The 25,193-nt window shown below is 62.9% G+C and carries 25 protein-coding genes; 12 read left to right on the top strand and 13 right to left on the bottom strand.

All coding sequences use genetic code 11. The features are described 5' to 3' along the window. Position 1: 1 nt before the first annotated feature. Both HU760_RS06515 and HU760_RS06510 read right to left on the bottom strand, forming a co-directional pair. Entirely contained in the window at positions 2-1,297 is a 1,296-nt protein-coding gene (locus HU760_RS06515; RefSeq protein ID WP_186677811.1) for a hypothetical protein, read from the bottom strand. 11 nt (positions 1,298-1,308) lie between these two features. Further along, positions 1,309-1,485, bottom strand: coding sequence for a hypothetical protein (locus HU760_RS06510; RefSeq protein WP_186677808.1), 177 nt, complete (start codon positions 1,483-1,485; stop codon positions 1,309-1,311). Positions 1,486-1,579: 94 nt separating this feature from the next. Here HU760_RS06510 and HU760_RS06505 point away from each other — a divergent pair, with 94 nt between their 5' ends. Further along, positions 1,580-2,254, top strand: coding sequence for a COG3650 family protein (locus HU760_RS06505; RefSeq protein WP_186677805.1), 675 nt, complete (start codon positions 1,580-1,582; stop codon positions 2,252-2,254). A 57-nt stretch (positions 2,255-2,311) separates the two neighbouring features. Here the strand turns inward: HU760_RS06505 and HU760_RS06500 are convergent, their stop codons facing one another. Beyond that, entirely contained in the window at positions 2,312-3,262 is a 951-nt protein-coding gene (locus tag HU760_RS06500) for a halovibrin HvnA (RefSeq protein ID WP_186677802.1), read from the bottom strand. 298 nt (positions 3,263-3,560) lie between these two features. Between HU760_RS06500 and HU760_RS06495 the strand changes: the two genes are divergently transcribed. Both HU760_RS06495 and nhaA read left to right on the top strand, forming a co-directional pair. Next, the gene (locus HU760_RS06495; RefSeq protein WP_186677799.1) at positions 3,561-5,168 is read left to right on the top strand and encodes an NAD(P)/FAD-dependent oxidoreductase; all 1,608 of its coding nucleotides are present in this window, start codon (positions 3,561-3,563) and stop codon (positions 5,166-5,168) included. A gap of 229 nt (positions 5,169-5,397) precedes the next feature. Continuing rightward, entirely contained in the window at positions 5,398-6,591 is a 1,194-nt protein-coding gene (gene nhaA, locus HU760_RS06490) for a Na+/H+ antiporter NhaA (RefSeq protein ID WP_186677796.1), read from the top strand. Between the two features lie 71 nt (positions 6,592-6,662). Here the strand turns inward: nhaA and HU760_RS06485 are convergent, their stop codons facing one another. Further along, on the bottom strand, positions 6,663-7,127 hold the full coding sequence (locus tag HU760_RS06485; protein ID WP_186677793.1) for an outer membrane lipoprotein: 465 nt from the start codon (positions 7,125-7,127) through the stop codon (positions 6,663-6,665). Between the two features lie 146 nt (positions 7,128-7,273). On the opposite strand from HU760_RS06485, the gene HU760_RS06480 reads away from it, so the two are divergent. Beyond that, positions 7,274-7,507 (top strand): hypothetical protein, encoded by a 234-nt coding sequence (locus HU760_RS06480; RefSeq protein ID WP_186677791.1) that lies wholly within the window; start codon positions 7,274-7,276, stop codon positions 7,505-7,507. Positions 7,508-7,547: 40 nt separating this feature from the next. Here HU760_RS06480 and pdxH read toward each other — a convergent pair whose 3' ends face one another. The 5 genes from pdxH to dinG form a co-directional block, all read right to left on the bottom strand. Continuing rightward, positions 7,548-8,195, bottom strand: coding sequence for a pyridoxamine 5'-phosphate oxidase (gene pdxH / locus HU760_RS06475; RefSeq protein WP_186677790.1), 648 nt, complete (start codon positions 8,193-8,195; stop codon positions 7,548-7,550). 18 nt (positions 8,196-8,213) lie between these two features. After that, positions 8,214-9,191, bottom strand: a complete 978-nt coding sequence (locus tag HU760_RS06470; RefSeq protein ID WP_186677788.1) for an OmpA family protein — start codon at positions 9,189-9,191, stop codon at positions 8,214-8,216. Between the two features lie 99 nt (positions 9,192-9,290). Then, positions 9,291-10,436, bottom strand: a complete 1,146-nt coding sequence (locus tag HU760_RS06465) for a serine hydrolase domain-containing protein (RefSeq protein WP_186677786.1) — start codon at positions 10,434-10,436, stop codon at positions 9,291-9,293. 143 nt (positions 10,437-10,579) lie between these two features. Then, positions 10,580-12,814, bottom strand: a complete 2,235-nt coding sequence (locus HU760_RS06460; protein WP_186677783.1) for a beta-galactosidase — start codon at positions 12,812-12,814, stop codon at positions 10,580-10,582. A 79-nt stretch (positions 12,815-12,893) separates the two neighbouring features. Continuing rightward, complete coding sequence (gene dinG, locus HU760_RS06455; RefSeq protein WP_186677781.1) at positions 12,894-15,038, bottom strand: ATP-dependent DNA helicase DinG; 2,145 nt, start codon at positions 15,036-15,038, stop codon at positions 12,894-12,896. Positions 15,039-15,136: 98 nt separating this feature from the next. Here dinG and HU760_RS06450 point away from each other — a divergent pair, with 98 nt between their 5' ends. Next, entirely contained in the window at positions 15,137-15,601 is a 465-nt protein-coding gene (locus HU760_RS06450) for a CopD family protein (protein ID WP_186677779.1), read from the top strand. Between the two features lie 58 nt (positions 15,602-15,659). Here the strand turns inward: HU760_RS06450 and HU760_RS06445 are convergent, their stop codons facing one another. The 3 genes from HU760_RS06445 to HU760_RS06435 form a co-directional block, all read right to left on the bottom strand. Beyond that, the gene (locus HU760_RS06445; protein ID WP_186677777.1) at positions 15,660-16,418 is read right to left on the bottom strand and encodes a collagen-like protein; all 759 of its coding nucleotides are present in this window, start codon (positions 16,416-16,418) and stop codon (positions 15,660-15,662) included. After that, positions 16,411-16,686, bottom strand: a complete 276-nt coding sequence (locus HU760_RS06440) for a DUF1145 domain-containing protein (RefSeq protein ID WP_186677775.1) — start codon at positions 16,684-16,686, stop codon at positions 16,411-16,413. The genes HU760_RS06445 and HU760_RS06440 overlap by 8 nt, the downstream gene beginning before the upstream one ends. A 220-nt stretch (positions 16,687-16,906) precedes the next feature. Continuing rightward, on the bottom strand, positions 16,907-17,599 hold the full coding sequence (locus tag HU760_RS06435; protein WP_186677774.1) for a PA1041 family peptidoglycan-binding anchor lipoprotein: 693 nt from the start codon (positions 17,597-17,599) through the stop codon (positions 16,907-16,909). A 158-nt stretch (positions 17,600-17,757) separates the two neighbouring features. Between HU760_RS06435 and HU760_RS06430 the strand changes: the two genes are divergently transcribed. From HU760_RS06430 to HU760_RS06415, 4 genes are read left to right on the top strand one after another with little or no spacing between them, the layout of a single operon-like run. Next, positions 17,758-18,252 (top strand): DUF6231 family protein, encoded by a 495-nt coding sequence (locus HU760_RS06430; protein ID WP_186677773.1) that lies wholly within the window; start codon positions 17,758-17,760, stop codon positions 18,250-18,252. A gap of 2 nt (positions 18,253-18,254) precedes the next feature. Beyond that, positions 18,255-18,731, top strand: coding sequence for a YchJ family protein (locus HU760_RS06425; RefSeq protein WP_170031859.1), 477 nt, complete (start codon positions 18,255-18,257; stop codon positions 18,729-18,731). Positions 18,732-18,733: 2 nt separating this feature from the next. After that, positions 18,734-19,216 (top strand): LEA/WHy family protein, encoded by a 483-nt coding sequence (locus tag HU760_RS06420; protein WP_186677772.1) that lies wholly within the window; start codon positions 18,734-18,736, stop codon positions 19,214-19,216. Positions 19,217-19,223: 7 nt separating this feature from the next. After that, a complete protein-coding gene (locus HU760_RS06415; RefSeq protein WP_003258907.1) occupies positions 19,224-19,421 on the top strand; it encodes an SEC-C metal-binding domain-containing protein in 198 nt (65 codons plus the stop codon). On the opposite strand, the gene HU760_RS06410 is transcribed toward HU760_RS06415, so the two are convergent. Continuing rightward, positions 19,399-20,619, bottom strand: a complete 1,221-nt coding sequence (locus HU760_RS06410; RefSeq protein ID WP_186677770.1) for an MFS transporter — start codon at positions 20,617-20,619, stop codon at positions 19,399-19,401. The two genes, HU760_RS06415 and HU760_RS06410, sit on opposite strands and share 23 nt — an antisense overlap. Positions 20,620-20,771: 152 nt before the next feature. Here HU760_RS06410 and HU760_RS06405 point away from each other — a divergent pair, with 152 nt between their 5' ends. The 3 genes from HU760_RS06405 (at position 20,772) to HU760_RS06395 (ending at position 25,119) form a co-directional block, all read left to right on the top strand. After that, positions 20,772-22,127 carry an aminotransferase-like domain-containing protein gene (locus HU760_RS06405; RefSeq protein WP_186677769.1) on the top strand — a complete coding sequence of 452 codons (1,356 nt, stop codon included), beginning with the start codon at positions 20,772-20,774 and terminating at the stop codon, positions 22,125-22,127. A 103-nt stretch (positions 22,128-22,230) separates the two neighbouring features. Next, positions 22,231-24,672 carry a penicillin acylase family protein gene (locus HU760_RS06400; RefSeq protein ID WP_186677768.1) on the top strand — a complete coding sequence of 814 codons (2,442 nt, stop codon included), beginning with the start codon at positions 22,231-22,233 and terminating at the stop codon, positions 24,670-24,672. A 105-nt stretch (positions 24,673-24,777) separates the two neighbouring features. After that, the gene (locus HU760_RS06395) at positions 24,778-25,119 is read left to right on the top strand and encodes a hypothetical protein (RefSeq protein ID WP_186677767.1); all 342 of its coding nucleotides are present in this window, start codon (positions 24,778-24,780) and stop codon (positions 25,117-25,119) included. Positions 25,120-25,193: the final 74 nt, after the last annotated feature.

The raw sequence follows: 25,193 nt of genomic DNA, 5'->3' as shown, positions 1-25,193 counted from the left end.
GCTAATCAAGCTGCGCGGCAAAGCCTTTCATGGAAGATAGATTGTTATCGGGACCACTATCGCCAGAAACCAGGACTTTCTGCTCTGAATCGACCTGGAGGCTCTGAAGATAAGTAATCGCATCTCCAAAGGGCGCGAGCACCATCCACCCCTGCTCACCAAAAGTAGAATCCAGTACCCCTTTGGCATCATATCGCGCAAGCAATACATGTCGCTGATAACCTGTATCCCGCGTTACTGCGCCTCCGGCCACGACAATCCTGCCATCGGCCATTTCAACCACCCCTCCCCAAAGGAAGTCGATCTCGACTCCAGACAGTTCAAATAGCAACGGTTTACCGTTATTGAACGCCTGCTCCGGCCGACCCGATGAATCTACGCGCACCAGCAACCCGTAGTAACGCCATGGATCACGCGCCGTGAGGTAGCCACAAGCGACATACCCACCGTCCGCCGTGGCTGCCACGTGACCAAGCTCCATTTGAAGTAATTCGGGTTGAGGAATGCCTGCGGACACAGAATCGAAAATTGAATAACCTTGCTCACCAAATGTCTTGTCCAACGCGCCATCGGCCCTGTACCGACAGAGAAAGCCGCGCATCCCCACCAATCTGTCACCCAATGTGCCCGCTACCACAGCGCCGCCATCTTCAGAGGTGACAACTGCCGGAGCATCTGTTTCAAAAGTCGGATGTTGGACACTGATAATGCCAGTGCCATTGAACCCTGCATCCAGCATTCCATCCGCCAAGCACCGCAACAACGAGAAATTACCCGAGAATCGGCTACCCAGGACCGCGTAAAACTTACCGTCCTCGGCCGGAGTCAAGGCGGCCTGCAATGCCGGAGAAGCAGCCCCTTGAGGGCCACTCTTGCCACTGTCAGCCCTCCCTGTGCTTGCACTTGATTTTTCAACTTTATGAAAAACCGTGCCGGCCTGACCAAACGACACGTCGACATCGCCATTGGCCTTGAAACGAGCCAGCCCCAACTCGGATGCATTATACAAGCCAGCGATTACCCCGCCCTCTGGTTGAGGTATCAATCCCGCACTGGTTGTATAGACATCTTTAAAATCAGAGACAACATGAGAGTTGAAACCTCTCAGGTTAAACGTCGTATCCGCAGCACCCTCATCTGTTACACGACCAACCATGATGCTTTTCTCAAATCCATCCAGCAGGTAACGCTTTTTTCCAACGGGAGCAACCAATGTATGTTTATTGGTGGCCTCGGGTATCGGAAAGGGTACGCGATACTCAATAGGGAACCTTGCTGCCTGTTTATTCTTTTTCATTGTTACAGCCCTCAAAAAATGGAAGAAACCGCAACCCATGCAGAGGCAAACGACCATTCCAGGCAGAAAGCAGCGGCTGCAAAATTCTTACTAAAGGCAAGCAGCTTGACTACTGACAGAAATAACTGAAGGCCAAAAGCCATCACCTCGAAAAACTCTCCTCGCCCCGGCTCGCGCACCTGGTTCATGTGTGATCTGACCGGGCACAATGTCACTTGTGGAGTTCGCTCAGTCTCAGTAACGTGGCCAACTCTTTGACGAAGATGCCCCGGAGCCCGCCCCATGCGCCTCACTCCCACCCTGCTGCTCACCGCCTTGTTGCCCTTGTTCGGTGGTTGCCAGCTCATGGCTGACGCCCCCAGCGACCCGAACATCGGTACCACACGCATGCAGGGCGAACTGCGTGCCGCCGGTGGCCAGCTGCTGTTCAAGCCATGCAGCGAAAGCCGCACCTTCGTGATCCACGACGTCGCCGCCACCGGCATCCTGCAAGAAGCCGCCAACCTGGCCAAGGACGCCAACGACAAGCTGTTCGCCGACGTTCGTGGGCGCCTCACCGGCAGCAAGCAGGCCAGCAATGACGGCCAGCTGGAAGTGCGTCAGCTGTATCGCCTGGAACCTTCCACCCACGCCTGTGATGACCCCAATTTCAAACAGCTGACCCTGCGCGCCAAGGGCCACGAGCCGGGCTGGGACATCAAGGCCAGCGGCAAGGGCATGGTGCTCAACCGCGTCGGCCAGCAGCCCCTGCCCCTGCCGTTCCTGGAGGAAGAAGTGCCCGGCGGCGGCCTGACCCTGAGCAGTGAAGCCAACGGCCAGCGCGTGGAGCTGTGGGCTGCACCGCAACGCTGCGTGGACAGCGCCACCGGGGCCATCTATCACCTGCGTGCCGAACTGACCATCGATGGCAAGACCCTGCAGGGTTGTGGTTACTACGGTGGCGCCCGCGACAACTGAACCGCCGACTGACGAAGGCCGGGTCAGACGACCCGGCTCGCGATCCGCTAGCCCACGTTAATTGTCACCCGCGACGTACTCGAACTTGACCTCCTCAGCCTGAGTGGTCGGCAGGGTGATTTTGATCAATGGCAGGCTTATGTTCGTTTTCGCCAGGAAGCGGGCTTTATCCTTCTTTGCGTCAGCAAGCCCCATGGCGTTCAAGTAAAAGAAAGCCTGAATTGGCAAAACCGCACCCTGGCCGGTCGCCCATGTCTTGAGCACCAATTCATTGTGCTGGGTGAACCGCTTGTCTGTGGGCGCCCCCAACGACCTGGCCAATACACCCGCATAAAAGGCCGGACCGGCCAAGTGATTCCTGTCATCACGGACATTGAACGAACAGAGTTTCTGATTCTGCTGACTTTGCGCCGCGTACAAGGTCAACCATTGCTGCGCAGTGGTGATACCTTGAAGATCACACGATTTACTGGTCGGGTTATTGTCCACATATGGACCACAACGTTGCTCTGCACGTAAGTCGCTAGCGCCATCAACAGGGAAAATACACAGCACCTCAGGATCCATCTTGCCCGGCGGCGCTCCAAAGATCGCATACAGGATGAAGCCGTTATTCAACTTCCACGCCAACTTGGACGCTTTGCTGTCCTTACGGACAAAGCTGAATGATTGCCCTCCGAGCCTTTCTGAGGTGGGGCTTGGATCCCACGAGTCGTAGTCGGGACTGTATCTGGTGATACGCAGTATCACACCACTGCACAAGAAAGCCGGTACAGATGCCCCCCCGCAATCCGCTCTCGTATCGTTGTACCGAGCGGTCAGTGCGGCAGCAGTCTGTTCACCGTTGACTGTGATTACAGATTGATTGGCAGATGGAAGAACGGTGGATTCTGGTGCTCGATTGACTTGGCACGCTGACAGCAATAACGCTGCAAAAACAAGTAAATACCTTCTCATGGCAATCGCCTCGGTAAACTTGAGCACATTGAATGGCTGAGTCTCTCTCATACTGTGCAACGTGCGAACTTTCGCACTTGCATACCGGAACAACGGCCCCAACTTATCGTCCGGACCAAGACGCAACAACTGACAGTTTTATCAGTGGTTGCCTGATCATCGTGCTCGTACACTCAAGTGTTTGCATTTTTTAGAAAACTATCCCCCTGGGTGCTGAATCCGGGGTGGGCTCAGCCGGGGGAACGACAGCAGGTACCCATTCTTCTGCCAGCCAGGGCACCAAACAGCTTATACTTGGCGGTTTGTGTAAAGCCGCCGGCCGTCCTTGGCCGGGATACTGGACCCTGCCATGCTACGAATCACCGAACTGAAGCTGCCCCTGGATCATCCCGACGAAGCCCTGCGTGAAGCCATCGTCCAGCGTCTGGGCATTCGCGACGAGCAGCTGCTCAGCTTCAACCTGTTCAAGCGCAGCTACGATGCACGCAAGAAGAACAGCGAGCTGCTGTTCATCTACACCATCGACCTGGAAGCCAGCAACGAAGCCGAGCTGCTCAGCAAGTTCGCCGACGATCGCAACATTGGTCCGGCGCCCGACGTGACCTACAAGTTTGTTGGCCAGGCCCCGGCCAACCTGCAGGAACGCCCGATCGTGGTCGGCTTCGGCCCGTGCGGCATCTTCGCCGGCCTGGTGTTGGCGCAGATGGGCTTCAAGCCGATCATCCTCGAACGCGGCAAGGAAGTGCGCCAGCGCACCAAGGACACCTGGGGCCTGTGGCGCAAGAGCGTGCTCAACCCCGAGTCCAACGTGCAGTTCGGCGAAGGCGGTGCCGGCACCTTCTCCGACGGCAAGCTGTACAGCCAGATCAAGGACCCGCAACACCACGGCCGCAAGGTGCTGGAAGAGTTCGTCAAGGCCGGTGCACCGGACGAAATCCTGTACATCAACAAGCCGCACATCGGTACCTTCCGTCTGACCGGCATGGTCGAGCAGATGCGCCAGGACATGATTGCATTGGGCGCTGAAGTCCGCTTCCAGCAGAAGGTCAGCGACCTGCTGATCGACGATGGCCAACTGACCGGCGTGGTGCTGGAGAGCGGTGAGCAGTTGCACTCGCGGCACGTAGTGCTGGCCCTGGGCCACAGCGCCCGCGACACCTTCCGCATGCTGCACGCCAAGGGCGTGTACATGGAAGCCAAGCCGTTCTCGGTGGGCTTCCGTATCGAGCACCCGCAAACGCTGATCGACAAGGCACGCCTGGGTAAATACGCCGGCCACCCGAAACTCGGTGCCGCCGATTACAAGCTGGTATACCACGCCAGCAATGGCCGTTCGGTGTACAGCTTCTGCATGTGCCCAGGCGGCACCGTGGTCGCCGCCACCAGCGAGCCAGGCCGGGTGGTCACCAACGGCATGAGTCAGTACTCGCGTAACGAACGTAATGCCAACTCCGGTATCGTCGTCGGTATCGACCCCGAGCGCGACTACCCCGGCGGCCCGCTCGCCGGCATCGAGCTGCAGGAACGCCTGGAAGCCCATGCCTATGTGATGGGCGGCAGCAACTACCAGGCCCCGGCACAGCTGGTGGGTGACTTCGTCGCCGGCCGGCCGTCGACTGCGCTGGGCAGTGTCGAGCCGTCCTACAAGCCGGGCGTGACCCTCGGCGACCTGGCGCCGAGCCTGCCGGACTTCGCCATCGAAGCGATTCGCGAGGCATTGCCGGCATTCGACCGGCAGATCAAGGGCTACAACCTGCACGATGCGGTGTTGACCGGGATCGAGACACGTACCTCGTCACCGCTGCGCATCACCCGCGGTGATGACTTCCAGAGCCTGAACCTCAAGGGGCTGTTCCCGGCAGGTGAAGGGGCCGGGTATGCGGGCGGGATTCTGTCGGCAGGTGTCGATGGTATCCGCATTGCCGAGGCGGTGGCGCGGGATATCCTCGGCCTGTAATTGTTGTATTGCAGGCCCCTTTCGCGGGTTTACCCGCGAAAGGGGCTGAATGAGCATCAGAAATATCCGATATCAACGTCAGACTTCCCCTGCCCCATCTTTCCCATCCTGCCTCTAGGCTTTCTCAAACCCAGCCAGCAATACCATATAACAAAAAAGAATATATTTTTTGTTTTAAAGCATATCTTCACAGGCTAGGGTGTACGACCGTTCCATCCGTAAACTGCCCATGGAGAGCCTACAGCCCGTGCGTAGCCTGTTAGCCCGTTTCCTGCAGCTCGAAGCCGCCAGCGGCCTGCTGCTGATCGCAGCGGCCATCCTGGCCCTGGTCATCAACAATTCGCCGCTGTCATACCTGTACAGCGGCCTGCTCGATGTGCCCGTCGCCGTACAGGTTGGCGCGCTGCACATTGCCAAGCCGTTGCTGTTGTGGATCAACGACGGCCTGATGGCGCTGTTTTTCCTGCTGATCGGCCTGGAAGTGAAGCGCGAGGTGGTCGACGGTCACCTGTCCAAACCGTCCCAGGTGATCCTGCCTGCCACCGCTGCCGTGGGCGGCATGGTGGTACCGGCACTGATCTACTGGTTCATCAACCGTGACAACCCCGCTGCCGTAGCCGGCTGGGCCATTCCCACCGCCACCGACATCGCCTTCGCCCTCGGCGTGCTGGCCTTGTTGGGCAAGCGCGTGCCGGTGTCGCTGAAACTGTTCCTGATGACCCTGGCGATCATCGACGACCTGGGTGCGATCATCGTCATTGCCCTGTTCTATTCCGGCACCCTGTCGAGCCTGTCGCTGTTGCTGGCCGCCGCCTGCCTGGTGATACTGGTGCTGATGAACCGGCTTGGCGTGGTCAAGCTTGGGCCTTACATGATCGTTGGCCTGATCCTGTGGGTCTGCGTGCTCAAGAGCGGCGTGCATGCCACCCTGGCTGGCGTTGCCCTGGCGCTGTGCATCCCGCTGCGCACTCGCCATGCCGAGCACTCGCCATCGTTCGCCCTGGAACACGCCCTGCACCCGTGGGTTGCCTATGCCATCCTGCCGTTGTTCGCCTTCGCCAATGCCGGTGTATCGCTGGCAGGCATGAGCGTAGACAGCTTCACCCACCCAGTGCCACTTGGCATTGCCGTCGGGCTGCTGCTGGGCAAGACCGTGGGCGTCTTCGGCTTGACCTGGATCGCCGTCAAACTGCGCCTGGCCGCTCTGCCTGCGGGCGCCAGTTGGGGCCAATTGCTGGGCGTGGCGATTCTCTGTGGTATCGGCTTCACCATGAGCCTGTTCGTTGGTTCACTCGCCTTTGTGCCAGGCAGCAGCGAGTTTGCCGGGATGGACCGCATGGGTATTCTCACCGGCTCGTTCCTTGCCGCCGTGTTCGGCTACGCCGTGACCGCCATTGCCAGCCGCAAGCCCAGCGTTGGCTGACCTGGCCAGCAGCATGAAAAAACCCCGACTGGCGTGCAGCCATGTCGGGGTTTTTTCATGTTGCGCCAAGGTCAGTGCGAGACGCGGCTGGTACCGTCGACGGTCATGATGCGTACGCGGTCGCCAACGCGGAAGATCTCGTTCTCCTGCACGGCCTGCACATAGGCGCGCATGCTGCCATCATCCTCGCGCACGGTGATTTCCACGCCCTGGGTGCGGGTCAGGCCTTCTTCGGCCGCCGAACCAGCCAGGCCACCGGCAACGGCACCAATCACGGCGGCCACGATGCTGCCACGGCCGCCACCCACGGCGCTGCCGGCCACACCACCGACGATGGCACCGGCGCCACCGCCGATCGGGGTCTTGGTACCCTCGATCTTGACCGGGCGCAGCGATTCGATGGTGCCCATGCGCACGGTCTGCACCCGGCGGGCTTCATCACGGGAGTAGCTGTCACCGGTCAGGCTCGAGGCACAGCCACCCAGCAACAACGACATGGTGGTAAAGGTCGCCACCAGCAAAGCGGATCTACGCATGGGTAAAGTCTCCATAAGTCAGGCGCTCATTAGACGCTGCACGTTGACGACTGTCACGGTACAAACGCAATAAAGTTGTTTTCATTCAGCCGAGGTACAGCCGGCATGGCTGTGCCAGGCCATTTCAAGTGAGACCAAGGATAGCCATGGATTACTTAATCGTCGTGGTCACCACCGTTGCGGGGCTGTACTTCCACGGGTGGCTCTACGTGCGCATGCGCCGCTGGATGGACCGTGACCTGGCGCTGTCGCTGGCCGGGGCAGACCCAGGGAAGCGCGCGTACATGCTGCAAAGGCTGGAACAGGCACGGCTGGAGAAGGTGGGGCGCAAGCAGTTGGCCGGGTGGCTGGAGCGCGAGGCGGAGGAGTATCCGGGGTAACCTTGTGCCGAGAAGGGGCCGCAGGGCGGCCCCCGCAAGCTCAGGGCGCCAGGCGTTCCCGCAGCCATTGCCCATCGACCAGGCGGTAGTTCAGCCGATCATGCAACCGGCTAGCCCGGCCCTGCCAGAACTCGACCCGCTCAGGCAACAAACGATACCCGCCCCAGTGCTCGGGGCAATGCGGCTGGGTGTCGGAGAAGCGTGCCTCGGTAGCCTTGACCAGGCTTTCCAGCTCCTCACGGCCAGCAATCACCCGGCTCTGGGGCGAAGCCCAGGCGCCCAGGCGGCTGCCCAGTGGGCGCACCTGGTAGTAGGCATCCGATTCCTCGGCCGTGACCTTCTCCACTCGCCCTTCGATGCGTACCTGACGCTCCAGCGCCGGCCAGAAGAAGGTCATGGCGGCGTAGGGGTTGGCCTGCAGTTGCTGGCCCTTGGCGCTGTCGTAGTTGGTGAAGAAGGTGAAACCACGCTCATCGAGCCCCTTGAGCAGCAATATGCGGCAATGGGGGCGGCCGTCGGCATCGACAGTGGCCAGGGTCATGGCATTGGCTTCCACCGGTACCTGCTCGGTTTTCACCGCATCGGCGAACCACTGGTGGAACAGGGCGAACGGCTCCCCCGGGGCCTGGGCTTCGGCCAGGCCATCACGGGTGTAGTCACGGCGCATATCGGCCAGGGATTGGGTCATTGCTGCGTTCCTTGACGATCAGTTGGTCTTCGCAGGGCTGTTGGCAGCTACTTTCTTGTCAGCGGTAGCTTTCTTGGCCACGGGCTTGGCCGGGGCGGCTTTTTTCCTGGCCGCAGTCTTGGCTGGCGCCTTGGCCTTGGCTACAGGCTTCTTCGCCGCAGCCTTGGCCGCCGGCTTGCTGTCGGCGGCCTTGGCGGCTGGCGCCTTGGCATCCTGCACTGCCACCATCGAGGCTGGCGCCGGGGCCGGGGCCGCTTGCTGGTACTTGGCCAACAGGGCAACCATGGTGTTCTGCGGGGTCAGCAGCATTTCCACGCGGCGGTTCAAAGCGCGGCCCTCGGCACTGTCATTGGCAGCGCGCGGCATGACCGAACCCATGCCCTTGAGGTTCAGGCGGTCACGCTGCAGGCCGCTGAGGCGGAAGATGGCCGACACCGAAGCGGCGCGCTCCAGGCTGAGTTTCTGGTTCGCCGCAGCGACACCGCTGCTGTCGGCATGGCCGAGCACCAGCACGGCGGTCTTGGCATCGCCTTCGACGGTCTTGGCCACGCGGGTAATCGGGCCCAGGGACATCGGCAACAGCATGCTCGGACGGTCAGGGTTGTACGAGCTATCCACTGGCAGCGTCACGGCCAGTACGTTGTCGCGGCGCTCCAGCTCCAGCTTGCTGCCCTTGATGGCTTCACGCAGCTTGGGCTCGTATTCGTCCAGCCAGGCCTGGGTGGCCTTCTCGTCGATCTTGGGTACCACCGGCCCCTTGGCCTGTTTCTGTTCACCACCGAATGGCCACCACCAACGGCTGGCGCTTTCGGACTTGGCATCGGCCTTGGCCACGTTTTCAGTGACGGCTTGCTTCACTTCCTGCTCGGCAACCTTGTCCGAACCGAAGGGCCACCAGCTTGAGCCGCTGTCCTTCGAGGCGTCCTGGGGGTGACTGGCGCAGCCGGTAACGGCGGTCAGGCACAGGGCGAGTGCTAAGGTTTTATGTGAAGACATCAGCGATACACCATGAAATAGAAAGAAATTTTGCCCACACACGTCAGGCATTGGCATTGAGGATAGTCAAAGGGATGCGGCAATACCCGCATTACCCGATCAAAGGCAGCCTGCAAGTACGCGCACCAGCTGCTGGGCGCGTGGGTCCATGAGCACGTAAGGGCCAAGGGTATTGACCACGAAACCGAAGGCCACATCGTACTCCGGGTCGGCGAAACCGACCGAGCCGCCGGCACCGGGGTGACCGAAGGCGCGGGCGCCGAGGCCAAAGGTGGCATTGGCCACCTTTGGTTGGTCAAGCATGCAACCCAGGCCGAAGCGGGTCTGGGTAAGCAAGGTGCGGTCCTGGCCGAGGCTGTGTTCACGGGTCAGTTCATCGAGCAGCTCGGATTCGAGCAGGCTGCCGTCCAACAGCCCGGCGTAAAAGCCCGCCAGGCTGCGCGCGTTGCCATGGCCGTTGGCCGCCGGCTGTTGCATGCGCCGCCATTCCGGCTTGTTGGTGCTGGTCAGGATCGCTGGCGGATTGGTGAAGGCGCGAGTCGAAAGCGCCTCGGGCTCGCGCATGGTCACCTGCAGCAGGCGCTGCGCCGCGGCATCTCCCGGATTGCCCTTGCCACGGGCGATATGCGCCACGCGGTGGAACTCTTCGTCGGCCAGGCCGACATGGAAATCCAGCCCCAGTGGGCGCGCAGTGCGGGCTACGATCGAGTCGCCAGGGCCACGGCCGTCGGCACGGCGGATCAGCTCGCCGATCAGCCAGCCATAGGTAATGGCGGCATAGCCATGCTCGGTACCAGGCGCCCACCAGGGCGTCTCGGCGGCCAGGGCATCGACCATGGCTTGCCAGTCATACAGGGCTTCGGCCGGCAGCAACTCGCGAATGGCCGGCAGACCAGCCCGGTGGCTGAGCAACTGGCGCAGAGTGATTGCCTGTTTGCCGGCCTGGGCGAACTCGGGCCAGTAGTTGGCCACCGGGGCGTCCAGGGCCAGCTTGCCCTCGCCGACCAGCTGCAGGGCGGTAACCGCAGTGAAGGTCTTGGTGCAGGAGAACAGGTTGGCGATGGTGTCGCTGTGCCAGGCCTGCTGGCCATCCTTGTCGGCGCTGCCGGCCCACAGGTCGACAACGGTTTCCCCACCGACCTGGATGCACAGCGCGGCGCCACGCTCCTGGGGATCATCGAACAGCGCGACGAAGGCCTCGCGCACGGCTTCGAACTTCAGCTCATAGTGACCCTGGATCTGCACCCATTGTTCTCCGTACGACCATTTCCGAAAAATGGTGTGCATTGTTTCAGTAGTTTGGCGTTTTGCAAACTGGCTTGGGCTGGGTGGTCGCGACGAACGGTGCAACAAGACGCCCTCCCCCCTGAAGGAGCGGTCTGTCAGGCCTATGGGGCAGGCCTTTGCAGCTCGGCGCGCAGCTGGCTCATGGCCTGCAGGTTGCTCTTGCGCACAGCCTCGACAAACCCCGGATAGGGCATATCGGTGATTGCCACCAACCCTAGATGGCCGTTCTCGCCATCGAGCAGCCGCCCGCTGGCCGGCTGATCGAGATACTGGAACCAGTGCGCACCAACGATCATCGGCTGTGCCAGCGCCGCCTTGAGGAAATTGCCGTAGGCCGGGCCACGGTCTTCTTCCCGGGCCAGCTCCAACGGCCCCGGCCAGAACGGCCCGCGATCACGCGAGCCGAACTGGAACTCGGACACCAGCACCGGCTTGTCCAGCTCGGCCAGGCTGGCGAAGTCGTAGCCATCCTGCGGCTTGAGGGTATAGAAGTTGAAGCTGAGCACATCGCAGAACTCGGCACAGGCCTTGACCGCCTCGGGAGTGCTGACCGCATAACGGCCCCCCAGCAGCAGGTGATTCGGCGCATGCCACTTCAACGAGTCGGCAATCGTCTTGAAATAGGTTTCGGCAAACACCTGCTGGAAGTGCTGGTAATCACGCTCGATTTCCGGGTGCTCCGGGTTGGGCAGCGGCGCTTCGAAGCCCGGGTCTTCCATCAGCTCCCAGGCGCTCAGTTCGATGCCCCAGGCCTTGGATAGCCCTTCCTGGTTGCGGTACTTGTCGCGCAACTGCTTGAGGAAGGCGCGCTTTGCCGGCACATCGGTGGTCAGGCGCAACGTGCCGTAGGCCAGGCCGTAGCGGGCCTTGGGGTCACTGCCGGGGGCGGCCCAGGCCAGTTCATTGTCGGCGAAATAACCGATCAGCCATGGGTCGTCACGGTGATCGCGGGCGGCAATGGCCACGGCGCGCTCGGTGGCCATGGCGAAACGCGGGTCGAACGGATCGGGCATGCTGCCCCACCAATCCATGCCGGTGCTGATGCTGGCGTAATCGCCCACGATCGACAGCGGCAAGGTATACGGCATGCGCCTGGCCTGGCCCAGGGCCGGCTCGCTCCAGTTGCCGAGCGTGTTGAAACCCCAGGCCTGCAGGCGGTCGAGCGCGTGCGCCTGCCAACGCGCGGCATCCAGCACTGCCGGTGGGCAGTTGGCTGGCTGCCCGTCTGCTGCCGGCGGGCAGGGTTTGCCATAGGTGCGCTGCAGGTTGGCGGCATAGAAGTCGAACCAGCGCCCCTGCTTGAAGTGGCGCCCTTGTGACGAGGCGTTGCCGTCGTCATTGTTGCCTTCGCCAAAAAAGGCGGCCAGTGCATCACCTTCGCCCGGCAAGGCCTTGAACATGCCCTCGCGCCCGGTGATGTAGGTGCGCCCGCCATCCGCGGCCACGGCATTCACCCCCAACGAGTAGAACGGGTGCCCCTCCGGTGTTACCAGGAACCAGCGGCCGTCGCGCTTTTCGGTGCGGAAGAAGCCCTTGGCCTCGAACGCCGGCCCGGCCAGCAAGCCACCATAGGTATCCAGTTGCTGCTTGCCACGCTCTGCCAGCCAGCCCTTGAGCTGTTGCTGCTCGCGTGAATCGGCTGCCCTGAGCTGTTCGTCATTGGCCACTTTCTCTGGCCAATGGCCCCGAGTGGATTGGCCATAGGCATCGATCAGCTCACGGTAGGCCGCTTGGTAAGCCTGGTTGTCATCCTCGATGCCAACCCGCTCGATCAACAAGCTCTGCGCCACCTTGGGGCTGGGGATGCTCAGGCTGACCGAGGCCACCTGCTTGAGGTCTACAGCACCAGCACTGCTGGCCAGCAACAGACGTTGGCCATCATGAGTCCAAGGCATCGGTGGGCCGGCGCGCATGCCCTGGCTGAGCGGCGAGCTGGCCGTCAGCGGTACCATCACGGTCTGCGCGGGGCCGGCCGGCAAGTCGATGCGGCTGGTCAGCGCGCTGCCATCACTGCCGTGCACCGTGACATCCACGGTCAGCGCCCAGTCCATTGCGCTTTGCAGACGCAAGGTCAGGAATTGCCCCGCCGACCAGTCCCATACCCCGCTTTGCGGGCTCAGGCGCAGGGTCGGCCGCTGTGCCGGGTTGAACACCACCCGTCGCAACACTTCGCCTTCAGCTGTCTGCTCCGCATTGTACTGGGGCATACCGGCATCCTCGGTCAGCACATTGACCACCGAGGCCGGGCGCACGAAGCTGAATAGCGTCTGCTGCCCCGCCAGCAAGGGCGAGCTGAACAACAGGGCGAGAACGGCGGGCAAGGTGCGGCGGACCATAAGGCTGAAGCTCTCCTTCAGGGCCTTCATGGCCCACGACTGAGTGATGGACAACGCGCCGGAGCACATGCTCCGGCAGTCAGGCAATCTCCCGCCGGAACGGCGGCAGCGCATTGAGAATAGCCTTGCCATAGCGCTGGGTGACCAGACGCCGATCAAGCAAGGTGATAACGCCACGATCCTGTTCGGTTCGCAGCAGGCGGCCACAGGCCTGGATCAGCCGCAGCGAGGCATCTGGCACCGCAATTTCCATGAACGGGTTGCCACCGCGGGCCTCGATCCACTCCGCCAATGCCGCTTCGACCGGGTCGTCTGGTACAGCGAAGGGAATCTTGGCAATGACCACGTGTTCGCAATAGGCACCCGGCAGGTCGACCCCCTCGGCAAAGCTGGCGAGGCCGAACAGCACGCTGTGCTGGCCATCGTCGACACGTGCCTTGTGCTTGTTCAGCGTTTCCTGCTTGGACAGGTTGCCCTGGATCAGCACCAGTTTGCGCCAGTCCCGGTCCAGGCCATCGAACACTTCCTGCATCTGCTTGCGTGAAGAAAACAGCACCAGCGCACCACGGGCATCCTCGACGATGTTGGGTAACTCGCGGATGATTGCTGCCGTGTGCGCCGCCGCATCGCGCGGGTCGGCCTTGAGGTCGGGGACCCGCAGCAAGCCGGCATCGCCATGCACGAACGGGCTGGGCACCACGCAGGTGACGGCATCACGCGGCAAGCCCGAGCGCATGCGAAAGCGGTCGAACTTGCCCAGTGCAGTCAGCGTCGCAGACGTTACCAGCGCGCCATGAGCGACGTTCCACAGGCTGCGGCGAAGCATATCGGCGGCCAGGATGGGACTGGCGTTGACCTCGATATCGAACAGCGCTCCGCTTTCGGCCAGGGTCAGCCAGCGGGCCATGGGCGGGCTGTCTTCGGGGTCTTCGGCGGTAAACGCCGTCCACAGTTCCCAGTTGCCCTGGGCACGGGTGACCAGGCTGCCGAACAGCGGGTACCACTCCTCGGCCTGGTGGCTGGCGATACCGATGTTGACCTCGCCGTCCATGCCTTCCTTGAGCAGGTCGGCAAGCCGGGTAAACAGGTCATTGAGGCGGGCGAAGCCCTTTTTCAGCTCGATGCCCACCTCACGAATCTGCTCCGGTACTACGCCGCCTTCGAAACGGTAGCGCGGGCGCTCACGGCCTTCGTTGTCCTCGCCTGGACGGAAATCGGCAACCTGCTCGCACAGGGTGAACATGAATTGCTGCTGGGTGCGCACCTCTCGCGCCAGTTCGGGCACCTGCTCGATGTACCTGCCCAGGTCACCGGGCAACGGATGCTGGGCCAACAGCTTGGTCAGGTTCTTGGCGGTCTGCTCCAGCCAGTCAGCGGTGGAACGCAGGCGCGAGTAATGGGCGAAATGGCCGATGGCCTTGTCTGGCAGGTGGTGGCCTTCGTCGAACACGTACATGGTGTCGCGCGGGTCGGGCAGCACCGCACCGCCGCCGAGGGCCAGGTCGGCCAGGACCATGTCATGGTTGGTGACAATCACGTCGACCTTGCCCATGCCTTCGCGCGCCTTGTAGAACACGCACTGCTGGAAATTCGGGCAATGGCGGCCGGTGCACTGGCTGTGGTCGGTCGTCAGGCGTGCCCAGTCCTGGTCTTCCAGGGCTTCTGGCCAGCTGTCGCGGTCGCCGTCCCAGCGGTTGCCGGCAAGCTTCTCGATCATACTGTTGAACAGCTTCTGGCTGCGCTCGTCGACTTCGATACGGAAGCCTTCTTCTTCGAACAGCTGGGCGGTGGCCGACTGGGCGTGCCCCTCCTGCAGCAGAATGTCGAGCTTGGACAGGCACAGGTAACGGCCGCGGCCCTTGGCCAGGGCGAAGCTGAAGTTGAGCCCGCTGCTGCGCATCAGGTCGGGCAGGTCCTTGAACACGATCTGCTCCTGCAACGCCACGGTAGCCGTGGCAATCACCAGGCGCTTGCCGGCGGCCTTGGCGGCGGGAATGGCCGCCAGGCTGTAGGCCACCGTCTTGCCGGTACCGGTGCCCGCTTCCACTGCCACCACGGCAGGTTCGCCGGCACGACGGCCTTCGTCGTCGCAGGCGATGTCGCCAAGCACCTTGGCCACTTCGGCGATCATCAGGCGCTGGCCATAGCGCGGCTTGAGGCTCTTGGCTTCGAGAAAACGCGTATAGGCGCCCTGAATGGTGGCTTTGAGTTCGTTGCTGATCATGGTCTGCAGGCGCCCGATGGGCTGGATATATTTTCAGTGTTTCGCATGGGGCGGCTATCATACCCCGCTATCGCCCTTTATGCCGCATGGAGATCCGGATGCTTGCCTTTGCCCTGCCCTACACACTGCATGTATTGGCCGCCCTGGTGTGGGTTGGCGGCATGTTCTTCGCCTGGCTGGTACTGCGCCCGGCAACGGTTGCAGCCCTTGAAGGGCCTGCGCGGTTGCGCTTGTGGGTAGAAGTGTTCCGACGCTTCTTCGGCTGGGTCTGGCTGGCCGTGGCGATTTTGGCGATAAGTGGTATCGGCATGTTGCACATGCGCTTCAGCGGCTTCGAGACCGCCCCCAAGTACGTGCAGGTGATGATGGGTGGCGGCATCGCCATGTTCGCCCTGTTCATGCGCGTCCAGGCGTTGCTGCTGCCGGAACTGAAAGCAGCCGTGCAGGCCGAGGACTGGCCGACGGGTGCAGCGGTGCTCGGGCGGATTCGGCGGATGGTGGGGATCAACCTGCTGCTGGGCCTGGCAGTGGTTGCCGTGGCCAGTTCGCGCCTGATGATCTGACAGGCTACGCGCCCCTGCAGGAGCGCCACAAGGGCGCTCCGGGGACGCGGTAAGGGTTTTACAGGCGCTGCAGGATCAACTCACCCATTGCCCCCGCCGCCCCTGGCTGACCCGGCTGCCCCGGCCGGCCATTGGCCCCGGCCTCGGTGCTGTACACCAGGCATCCCTTGCTAGCGCCGCCCTTACCTGCCTTGCCTGGCGCCCCAGCCTTGCCCGCTGCACCGCCATCCAGGCGCACCACGATGCGCTCCTGCGGGAAGCCCTGCGGCACGCTCAGGCGAATGCGCCCACCCGGCGCACCATCATGGCCGTTGCCGCCGTCGTCGCCATTGGCACCACGGCTGGCCTGGCCCCAGGTGCAGCCGCCGGCCTGGCCGTTGGCGCCATCGAGCCCCACGTACCCGGGGGCACCGGCGCCACCGCGGGCATCGATCGCCAGCCGCTCGGCGTTCAGTTGAGCCAGTTTGAGTTCCAGGTTGCGCCCGGAGCGGGCTGCCCGCTGATACGTGCCCGCCGCGCCTGGCGCACTGAATTCGCTTCCCTCTGCCAGCCGCGCACTGCGCGCCTCGATCAGCAACGGGCTGTCGGAGGGCGCAATGGCGATACGCGCATCCCGCCCCAGTTCCAGCTGGTCGACCTTCAATTCTGCGAGCGTTGCCGGCAACAGCAGGGTGGCGGCATCGTCAACACGTAACTGCGCAAGGTGCACACTGGCCGACTTGTCCGGCAGGCGCAGCATGGAATTGGCTGCTACCTCCAGGCTTTCGGCCTGGGCCAAGGGGACGGCCAGCATGGCCAGCAACATCAGTTTACGCATTTCGCGGCGCCTCCTGCGCACGGGGAATGGACATGACATGGAAGATACCTGTCAACAGTATCTGCAACCGATCGAACCAGCGATGACTGCGCCCGCGCAGGCTGCCATTGAAGAACAGCACTTCGAGCAAGTGCAGGCCCAGCAAGGCGATGCCCACTGCATTGATCAGCAAATTGAAGGGCAAGGGTTGTGGCATCAACTGATTGAAAAACACCACGCCCCAGAATGCGACCGTCAGGACCTTGCCCAGGCCCAGGATGAACTTCATACCCTGCCCCCCATGGATTGTTGTTATGTCGAGACGCCCGTTCGAGCGGGCCGTGCGAAGCACATTAACTGCAATGCCAAGGCAGGCGCCAGCGCCGCTTGGTTGAGAGGCCGCGCCACCCGTCGAATGCCGGCGTGGTGCTGACGGCTGCCATTGGCCGCGAACGGCTGTCGCTCCAGGGCGCGCCCATGCCACTGCTCAAGGCACGGGCGCGCACGCTTTACCGCTGGATCTTGATCTCGGTACGGCGGTTCATGGCACGCCCCTCGGCCGTGGCGTTGTCCGCCACCGGCTGGGTTTCACCAGCGCCGACCACCGAAACGAAGCTGCTGCGCGGCACACCACTCTCGACCAGGTAATCGGTCACTGCGTGAGCACGCCGCTCGGACAGTTTCTGGTTGTACTGGTCGGAGCCGACGCTGTCGGTGTGACCGCTGACGCTCAGGCGGGCGGATGGTGCTTCCTGCTTGAGGCGGGTGGCAACGGTGTTGAGGCGCTCCTTGTCGCTGGCGGTCAGGCGCGCAGAATCGAATTCGAAGTGCACATCGCGGATGACGATGACTTCTTCCTTCTGCACCACCACTTCCTCGACCACCGGTGCCGGCTCGGGCGGGCAACCATTGGCATCCACCTTCACGCCGCGCGGGGTGCCGGGGCATTTGTCACGGCTGTCCGGCACACCGTCGCCATCTTCGTCGCCATCGCCATGGACCCAGCAGTAGCCTGCCGCCATGCTACCGCCCACCAAGGCACCCCAGCCAGCCCAGCTGGAACTCTCGATGGCGCCCAGGGCAGCGCCGCCTACACCCCCGACGGCAGCACATTTCGGCCAGTCGGTCTTTTGCAAACCTGCACAACCAGTCAACACACTGGTGAGCAGAACCAGGGGTATCGCTGTGCGTACTATGCTCATTTTATTGCTTCTCCTAGGGGGAATCGGCATAAGGCCGATCTCTGGGAGTAAAGACCGCGCATTCCATCCCTGCCAGCAATAAGCCACGACGCGGTCACATGCCTCTTTGCCCACGCGCTGTGGCCCGCTAGTCTTGGACGACTTGAAGAGGACTTGCAATGACCGACCGTTTTTCCCAGCGCACCCCGCAGCAGGCCCTGGCCGCCCTGCTCGAGCGCTTCACCCCGCAACGGCTGCTGCTGGTGGGCACACGCTTTCCGGCGCTGGACGCCTTCGCCCAGGCGCACCCGCAGGTGACCATCGCCACCGCAGCTCCTGGCCCACTGCCGGCGGATCTGGCGGCGCAACGCTTCGACCTGGCGCTGCTGGTGGATTGCCTGGAGCATCTGCCCAAGCGTACGGGCCTGGAACTGCTCGGCGGGGTGCGCAACCTCAATGCCAACCGGGTTGCAGTGCTGGCCGACCTGGCCGCGTGTGGCTGGCAAGACACCGATTTTTTCGCCCTGGCCCTGTCGGCCAGCGAGAAATTCTGCCGGGGCGAGCAGGTCCTGAGCTTGTTCACCTATGATCTACATGACTACAAGCAGGTACCGGACTGGCTCAATGCCAAGTTCTGGGCCAATCCTGAAAATTTCGGCAAGTACTGGTGGTGATGATGAGTGTCTCGGTCTGCCCTTGCGGCAGTGGCAACCTGCTCGACGCCTGCTGCGGGCACTACCATGCCGGCACCCCGGCGCCGGATGCCCAGGCGTTGATGCGCTCACGCTACAGTGCCTATGTGCTGGGCCTGGTCGACTACCTGGTGGCTACCACCCTGCCGGCCCAGCAAGCCGGCCTGGACCGTGCCGCCATGGCCGCCTGGAGTGCCCAGAGCACCTGGCTGGGCCTGGAGGTGGAAGCGGCGGAAGTGCTGGGCGGCCAGCCTGAACATGCCTTCGTGACCTTCACCGCACGCTGGCACGACCAGGATGGCGACCACCAGCACCGCGAACGCTCGGCCTTCGTCCAGCATGCCGGGCATTGGTATTTCATCGACCCCACGGTCGGGCTCAAGGCCGGGCGCAACGATCCCTGCCCCTGCGCCAGCGGCCAGAAGTTCAAGAAGTGCTGCGCCAGCTACGTGGGTAGCTGAAGATGAGCGCCCCCGCCCGCCTGCTGCTCTGCCCGCTGCTCGCCTGGCTGGCCCTGCTGGCGGGCTGCTCCAGTTGGGGCGGCGATGACTGGCGCGAACCCGAGGTGCACCTGGTCGAGGTCGAGACGGTCAAGGCCAGGTTGCTGGAACAGGAATTCGTGCTGCACCTGCAGGTCGACAATCCCAATGACAGCCGTCTGTTCATCCGCAGCCTGTCCTATGCCATACGCCTCAACGACCTGTTGTTGGTGCAGGACGAAACCAGCCTGTGGCGCAGTGTTGGCGGGCATGCCCGGCGTACCTTCAAGATCACCGCGCGAACCAACCTGTGGCAGCACCTGAAACCATTGGCCAAGCTGCTCAAGAGCGGCCAGCCGCTGCATTACAGCCTGCAGGCCGAGCTGGCAACCGGCCTGCTCATGCATCGGGACCTGCACTTGTCGCGCAGTGGTGAGATAATCCCCGGCGATTACCACCCGGAGTAACCCTGCAATGTCCCAGCAACCCCACGTTCATGGCCCTGACTGCAATCACGACCATGATCACCACCACGATCATGGCCACGTCCACGGCCCGCACTGCAACCACGGCCACCAGGAGCCGGTACGCAACGCCCTGAAGGACGTTGGCCGTAACGACCCATGCCCGTGCGGTAGCCAGAAAAAGTTCAAGAAGTGCCACGGCGCCTGACCTGAACAGCACATGCGCGTCCCGGCACCGGGCCGCGCAGTGCGTAGCCGCTAGCCAGGAGCAGCACGATGCACAATGCCATGCAGATGGCATTGGTACCGTTCCAGCCGACCGAGCCCAGCAACAGCGACGGGCTGAATGCGCCAACGGTCGCGAACAGGGCGATGGCCAGGTCGTTCTTCCCCTGCATGTGCATGGCTGACGGACTGTTCTGCAGCGTTTGCATCAGCAACGCCCCGCCGCCCACGTAGGTCAGGTTCCAGCCAAGGCCGAGGGCTATCAACGACAAGGTCATCACCGCGTAACTGTGCGACCACATGTTCATTGCCGTGCAACCGATCAACAAGCCCAGGCCGGCGCAGATGGTGGACCTGATCCCGAGCCTGTGGATGATGGCGCCGGTGAAGAACGACGGAGCGAACATGGCAACCACATGCCATTGAATCGCCAGGCGCACATCGGAGAAGTCTTCATGCATGTGTTTCATGTGCATGGACGCCTGGATCATCAGCAGGTTCATGACCCCGTAACCCAGCGCGGCCACTGCCATGGCCACGGCCAGCACCGGGCTGAGCGGTTCGTTGGTTGCACCAGGCGGGTTCTTCGCCGGCTCCCGGGTCGCCCCTGCGGCATCGCCGGGCAGGCAGGCCGCGATCAGCAAGGACATCGCCGCCAGGCCGACAAAAGCGGCGTAACACAGCGCAAACAGCGGGTAGCCGCCAACATCGCGGAGCCACTCAGTGAGTGCCGGACCAATCACGGCGGCAATGACACCGCCTGCCACAACCAGAGAAAGCGCTTTGGGTTTCAGGCTCTGTGCCAGGTTGTCGGTAGCGGCAAAGCGGTTGAAGTTGGCGAACGCAATGTAGATACCCAACGCCGAGTGGCTGATCACCAGGATCGCGAAGTGCTGTTCCTGCACCGCCAGGTAGCCGCTGATGCCGGACACCGCCAAAGGTATCGAGCCCAGCATGAATGCCCGCTTGCGGCCGATACGGCTCATCACCCTGGAGGCCGGGTAAGTAGCCAGCATCATGCACAGGAACTGAAAGCCGTAGGGCACTGTGGACCAGGTGGCGGCAGGCGCGAGCGCTGCACCGACGATGGCGGCCATGGTCACCGACATGACTGCAGTGGTCAGGTTGATCGATTGCGCAGTGAAATACAGGTAGGTGCGCCGCGGAAGTGTGCTGGACATGGCTGTGCTCAAGGTAGATAGACGTTGTATCCGGCACGACGAAAACGGCCGACAAGTACATGGTGGCACCTACCACGCCTTGAAAGGCGAACAGTCGACGCACTTTCCGCTTACCTGTTAGGCTGTTTTTTCTAACAGCTGACGGACCTGACATGCGCTTGCCCCCCCTGCATGAACAGTTGAAACAGCGCCTCGAGGCAGGTGAATGGCTGCCCGGACAGCGCATGCCGTCCATTCGCAAGCTGACGGCGGCGGCCGATTCCAGCTACCACGATGTCGTTTCCAGTTATGCCCGACTGGTCAGCGAAGGGGTGCTGACCGCCATTCCTGGCCGCGGCTACTTTGTCGCCTGTAACAGCCTGCAACCGCGCGCGCCAGAAGCCAACCCGGTCGACACCCCGGCAAGCATGGCCAACGACCCATTGTTCAAGCTGCTGCAAGGTGGCCAGCACTACACCAAGCTCGGCAGTGGCTGGCTGCCGCCGGCCTGGCGTGACACCGAGCTGCTGGCCAAGGCGATACGGCGCACCGCGCGCCTGGAGCAGAGCTCGCTGGCGGAATATGGCGACATCCAGGGTTACCTGCCCATGCGCAGACAACTATGCATGCACCTGCAGCGCCTTACCCGTATCGAAGCCCGGCCCGACCAGCTGCTGACCACGCTGGGCGCCACGCAAGCACTGGACCTGGTTGCGCGGTTGCTGATCAAGCCAGGCGATCACGTGTTGGTCGACGAGCCCGGCAATGGCAACCTGATCAGGCTGATCCAGCTGGCCGGCGGCCAGGTACTCGGCGTGCGGCGCACTCAGGACGGGCCGGACGTGGAAGACATGAGAGCCCAGCTGGCCAGGCACAAGGTCAAGGCGTTCTTCTGCAACAGCAACTTTCATAACCCGACCGGCGGCAATATCAGCCCGCACATTGCCTTCAGCATCCTGCGCCTGGCGACGGAGCACGACTTTTTCGTGGTCGAGGATGACGTGTATGGCGACTTCGCGCCGGGCATGCGCCAGACCCTCGCCGAACTGGACAACTTCGAGCGGGTCATCTACATCGGCAGTTTCTCCAAGTGCCTGTCCGCGTCACTGCGCGTGGGCTATATCGCCTGTTCGGCGGCACTGATCGAACCCCTGACGCGCCTGAAGCTGCTGACCTGCGTTGCCGTGCCAGCGTTCTGCGAACGCTTCGTCAACACCATCCTGGCCGATGGCACCTATGCCCGACACATGAAAGACCTGCAGCAGCGCCTGATCAGGCAGCAGGCACAAACCCAGCAGTTGTTGCGGGCACGTGGCTGGCAGTTCGATGTAACACCACAAGGCGGAATGTTCCTGTGGGTCAATCACCCTGAGCTGGCCGACCTGCAGCCCTTCATGCACCGTCTGGAGCAACACAAGGTGATGTTGATTCCTGGCTCGGCCTTCGCCGTCAGCCGGGACTATCAAGGCCATGCACGCATCAATTGCACGCTTTTTTCCGACGCCGTGGCCATGCATTTCAAGGTTTGAGCCGGCGCTGGCAAATAAAGCGCCCAGGGACCTTGCACGGCGCCTGCGCGCTTACTACCTTAGCGCCTTTCCAAAATCGCCACGCCTTGCAGGAGCCCTTGTCATGGCCGCCCCCGCCTTTCCACCCTTCCGCCCGCGGTTCGTAACCGCTGCCACGCTGCTCGGCATGCTCGGGCTGGCCGGCTGCCAGACGGGCGGCTACCAGGGCAGCGTGCCACCGACCAGCGGCGTGCAGCCGCTCAAGGGCCTGGCGCAGAACGTCTCGGTACGGCGCAATGCCATGGGTGCCCCCCTGATCGAAAGCAGCAGCTTCCATGACGCGCTGTTCAGCCTGGGCTACGTGCATGCCGGCGACCGTATCGAGCAGATGGTCACCATGCGCCTGCTGGCGCAAGGCCGCCTGGCCGAACTGGCCGGCAGCGATGCGCTGGACATCGACCGGTTGATGCGCGCCGCCAACCTCAAGCAGAGCGCCGCCCAGCAGTACGCCGAAGCATCGCCACGGCTCAAGCGCTTTTTCGAGGTCTATGCACGCGGGGTCAACGCTTACCTGTTCCGCTACCGCGACAGGCTGCCGGCCGGCCTGGCCAGCAATGGCTATCGCCCCGAATACTGGAAGCCCGAGGATTCGGCGCTGATCTTCAGCCTGTACGCCTTCAGCCAGTCAGTGAATCTGCAAGAAGAACTGAGTGCCCTGGTCCTGGCGCAGAAGGCCGGCAGCGACAAGCTGGCCTGGCTGTTACCCGGTGCCCCGGACGAGCCGTTGGCCGAAGCCGAGGTGGACAAGCTCAAGGGCCTGAACCTGGCCAGCCAGTTGCCGGGGCTGTCGGCCCTGGCCGTCGCCAGCCAGAAGTTGGCCGACCTCGACCTGCTGGGTAGCCCGGGGTCGGCCAACCTGGCCCTGGCGCCGCAGCGCAGCCACAGTGGCAAGAGCCTGCTGGCCAGCGACAGCCGCGCCGCCTGGGCCCTGAGCCCGGTACAAATCCACACCGGCAGGTACCAGGTGGCCGGGCTGTCGTTGCCCGGCCTGCCGATCGTGCTGGCCGGTTACAACGGCAAGCTGGCCTGGAGCAGCAGCGCGGTCATGGCAGACAACCAGGATCTGTACCTGGAACAACTGCGTCATCAGAGCGACCAGGTGAGCTACCTGGCCGACGGCAAATGGCTACCGGCTCGCGCCCGTAGCGAAACCTTCTTCGTCCGCGGCCAGCGCCCGTTGCGCGAAGTGATGTACGAGACCCGCCACGGCACTCTGCTGGCCCAACCGGGCAACGCCAGCCTGGGCCTGGCGCTGAACCTGCCGCAGGTAAAGGGCGACCGCAGCCTGGATGCGCTGTTCGACCTGACCCGGGCGCAGAGCGTGGAACGCGCCTTTGACAATACCCGCGAGGTGGCGGCCACCGCGCTCAACTTCGTCTTCGCCGAACCCGAGCACATCGGCTGGCAAGTCAGTGGCCGCTACCCCAACCGCCGCGACGGCCAGGGCCTGCTGCCATCACCGGGCTGGGACGGGCGCTACGACTGGGACGGCTTTGCCGACCCGATGCTGCACCCTTACGACCAGGACCCACCTGCCGGCTGGATCGGCCACGCCAACCAGCGCAGCCTGCCGCGCGGCTATGGCATGCAACTGTCCAGCACCTGGTACTACCCCGAACGGGCCGAACGCCTGGCGCAGCTGGCCGGCAATGGCCGTCACGACAGCCGCAGCCTGATGGCCCTGCAGAACGATCAGGTCACCTTGCTGGCCGACAAGCTCAAGCAGATGTTCGACGCACCTGGCATGGCCCAGCCGCTGAAGCAGGCGATCGACGCCTTGCCCGCCGCACAGCGCGACAAGGCCCGCGACGCGCTGGCCCGGCTCAAGGCCTTCGATGGCCGCCTGAGCCCGGTGTCGGCCGATGCCGCACTGTACGAACTGTTCCTCCAGGAGGTGGCGCGCCAGACCTTCCTGGATGACCTTGGCCCGGAATCCGGTCCGGCCTGGCAAGCCTTCGTCAGCAACGCGCGGTTATCGTTCTCGGCACAGGCCGACCACCTGCTGGGGCGCGACGACAGCCCGTTCTGGGATGACCGCGCCACCCCGCAAAAAGAAGACAAGCCGGCCATTCTGGCACGCAGTCTGGCCAGCACCATCGATGCCGGCACCGCGCAATTGGGGGCCGACCGCCGCGCCTGGCAGTGGGGCAAGCTGCACCAGTACCGCTGGCCGGCACCGGCCTACCATGGCCTGGGCGATGCCATCAGCCGTGCGCCGCAACCTGCCGGTGGTGACTTCACGACCCTGGCCCTGACGCCGTACGCCTGGGGCAGCGACTTCGATACCCGTCTGCCGGCCTCGGCACGTATGATCGTCGACTTCGGCCAGGCCGAGCCGTTGCAGGTGCTGACCAGCAGCGGACAATCCGGCAACCCGGCCAGCACACATTACAGCGATGGGCTGGATGCCTGGTTCAAGGGGCACTTCATGAGCCTGCCACTGCAGCAGCAGAACTTCGGGCGGGCATATGGCAACCAGCGTTTGACATTGGTGCCTGGCCGCTAGTGGAGCGTTTCCTGCTTACCGGCGGCCGCCCAGCTACCTAGCATCCTCGGTGTCGCACTGTTCCCGGACAGCTGCGGCACACTTTCCATCAAGAGGATGATGAACATGGCTACAGAAACCCTGAAAATCGAAATTTCCTGGCCTGATACGCTCAAAGTGCCAGCTGGCGCTACCGTCAACGCACAACTTTGGGTGGGTACCGCAATCGCCGACTACCGCATGATCAGCGACGGTGATGCCTGCGCCCCTGCGGTTACTTCACCAGCTACCCTGGAAATCACTTATGACACCGAGGACCTGCTGCCGAACAGCGCCGATACCACCTGGGATCACTTCCGTGCTTCGCCCTACCTGATGCATGACGGCAAACGCCTGAACATCTCCCGCGGCGCCAAGATCAGTATCGAAGAAGCCAGAAAGTCGGGCTGGAAGATCGCTATTTCCTGACGCTGACCTGGCAGCCCTCCAGAGGGCTGCCTCACACATCGAACTTGCCGTGGCCCGCAACACTCTGAGCTAGC

It is taken from the genome of Pseudomonas oryzicola (assembly GCF_014269185.2).
Taxonomy (GTDB): Bacteria; Pseudomonadota; Gammaproteobacteria; order Pseudomonadales; family Pseudomonadaceae; genus Aquipseudomonas; species Aquipseudomonas oryzicola.
Note: the sequence above shows the minus strand (reverse complement) of the source record. Positions and strands in the feature narration are given on the sequence as shown.